This window comes from Maribacter sp., assembly GCA_020629415.1.
Classification (GTDB): domain Bacteria; phylum Bacteroidota; class Bacteroidia; order Flavobacteriales; family Flavobacteriaceae; genus Maribacter; species Maribacter huludaoensis.
Map to the genome: position 1 here is coordinate 18,612 of JAHDDL010000053.1, position 2,541 is coordinate 21,152.

Genomic DNA, 2,541 nt, shown 5'->3' on the forward strand with positions numbered 1-2,541 from the left:
CAGTTGGCAGTATTCTTAACGCTGCGCGTTTTTTTGTATTAAGTAATGAGTACAAAGCTGTTCGTGTTGGTTCTTCGTACTTCGTACTCCGTATTGTTTACCTTATTCTATCCACTTCTTAATACTCTTTTTCTTAATACTCAGTACTCAGCACTCATTACTTACGACTTAATACTTTGTACTTAATACTTAGTACTTCTTTATCAACGTCATAACGAGCAAAGCGCGGCTATCTGTTTGTTTGGAACACGACACCCATCTCGTAAACGCATTGTCAGTTCGAGTGATTTTAGCTTGAGTGCAACGAAAGCCTAAAATTGTATCGAGAACCTTCGCGTGTTCCAAACCTGTTCTCGATACCCTCCTTGTCGGCGGGCAAGCAAATTTCTCTTACCTCGAAATCCACTAGAACTGACAGTGGCACAACCAACTACCGCTCACTATAACTGTCTACTGAAAACTGGCACTGCTTACTGTTACTGACCACTGAAACCCTAATGTCATCCTGAGCCTGCCTGCCGAAGGATGGCGAAGTCGAAGGGACTGGACCACGCAAACTCACCTCACAACCCAAAAATCACTTCGGCTACGCTCAGTGACCGAGTAAGCTCAACGACCGAATGAGACCAACAACTTACAACCAAAAACCAAGCGAAGCGATCAACACTGCCTACTGAAAACTGTTACTGAATACTGCCAACTGAACTAATAAGCTCCTCTACCGTCTCCATAGCGTTCAACTTCTTGGCAGACACCAACACCTCTAGTTCATGATCCGTTTCTACCAATATAATAGGATAAGTATACTTATGCCCAAATTTACTTTTATAGCGTTCTTGGAATTCATCTTTATGAAAGAACTCTAGCTCATAGCCCTCTACCAACAAACGTTTCCTAAACGTTTTCCATTGCTTTTTCTCTGTGAATTTCCCATGTGTCAATGAACACAGGTTGCAACTATAGGTTGTAGGGCTTACAATTTTATGGGCGAAGTCTAACATTTTACTTCCCGTATCACTATTGGCATTATAGATAAATAGAATTTTCTTTGACATGAACATTTGGTCGTAAAATTCCTCTAACCATACATAAATTTTAACCGATTATGGTTTCCCGTAAAGGAGTGCGAAATAGTTGTTGTAGGTTTATTCTTTAATTATATTTTAGTAATTTTCTGACTTAAAAAATAAAACCAATTTTCATTATACTATCTAATCAACACTATGAAGAAACATCAAATCTCTTTATTATCAATTTTCCTTTTAATTTGTCTTTCTGCATGTAATAATGATGACACAAATAATAATTTAGAGCCAGGGCAATTATCATACCTAATCTATTTTGAAAACGCTGAAGATTTCGATTTTGATTCAGGTGCTTCCACATTAAAAGGAACGGCTTATCCAGAAGGCAATACGTTAATATACCATAGTGGCACTAATTTAATAGAATATTCAAATAATTTTGAAGCACCTATGGAATCGATTATTAGTAATAATATTCTAGCATTTGATGAAGTAGAAAAATTAGCTATTAATTTTGAACTCATGCCAAAAAATGTAGATGAAATTAATTCAATTGATTTTTCTATAGTAGTTTTTTATAATAATGAAGAAGATCCTATTTATTTTAACAATGTTAGCTACGAAAATATAGCCGGTAGTTTTGCTTATGCATTTACCTACTCGCTAGATAAGGGAGTGGAGTTGGAATCAAGGACCAATTAGTTTTAAAAAAAATAATTTAAAATAGACATTATACCACATACACTATGCATTTCAAAATTAAACTTTTCTTATCAACATGCTTTTTGTTAATTGCCCTATCTTGTTCTAAAGAATCAAATAGTAGCGATGTATCAAATGACAGTGGAGTTAAAAGATTTGATATCACTATAACACAAGGATTAGAACAATTTGACATAGTTTTAAGTTCAAGTGCCTTAGACACAAAAATTATTGACTTAGAAACTGGAAAATTAATACCGGATAGTGAAGCTATAGGTGATTTGATTCAAGTCATTACCGACTCTCGTGCATTTTACAGCTTAGAATCAGAAAAAACCACCATTAATATGAGTATAGGCATCAATTTTTTAGAAAAAGAGGTGTCTTTAGGAAAACCTATAGCCTTTGATATTACATGTTACAACAACGATAAATTACAAGATAGCTATCAATATCAGGGTACAGCTATTGCATTGGCTCAATTCTTTTTTGCATATACTGATGGTATAGGTTTTCAAATAATTTCAGAGCCAAAAAATTAAATAAAACAATCTTATATCCTTTATAATCGCAATTTTTCACATCAACTTTTGGTCGTAAAATTCCTCTAACCATACATAAATATTGACCGATTATGGTTTCCCGTTATAGAGTGTAAATTCTTAATTGTAGGTTTATTCTTTACTGGTATATTTAAAACTTCTATTACACATATTCCTAAATATAACGGAATATATGTAATTGTATACATATACATTAGTTGGCAATAATTATGAAAAACAAGTTCGAATATTTCATTTTTGGAATAATTATG

Annotated in this window: 3 protein-coding genes; 2 read left to right on the forward strand and 1 reads right to left on the reverse strand. The window is 33.7% G+C overall.

Annotated elements, in window-relative coordinates; translation table 11 throughout:
- Positions 1-683 precede the first annotated feature (683 nt).
- The gene (locus QZ657_RS15745; RefSeq protein ID WP_291968038.1) at positions 684-1,055 is read right to left on the reverse strand and encodes a GTPase; all 372 of its coding nucleotides are present in this window, start codon (positions 1,053-1,055) and stop codon (positions 684-686) included.
- A 168-nt stretch (positions 1,056-1,223) separates the two neighbouring features.
- Between QZ657_RS15745 and QZ657_RS15750 the strand changes: the two genes are divergently transcribed.
- Positions 1,224-1,727, forward strand: coding sequence for a hypothetical protein (locus QZ657_RS15750; protein WP_291968039.1), 504 nt, complete (start codon positions 1,224-1,226; stop codon positions 1,725-1,727).
- Between the two features lie 44 nt (positions 1,728-1,771).
- The gene (locus QZ657_RS15755) at positions 1,772-2,269 is read left to right on the forward strand and encodes a hypothetical protein (RefSeq protein ID WP_291968040.1); all 498 of its coding nucleotides are present in this window, start codon (positions 1,772-1,774) and stop codon (positions 2,267-2,269) included.
- The last annotated feature ends 272 nt before the right edge of the window (positions 2,270-2,541 follow it).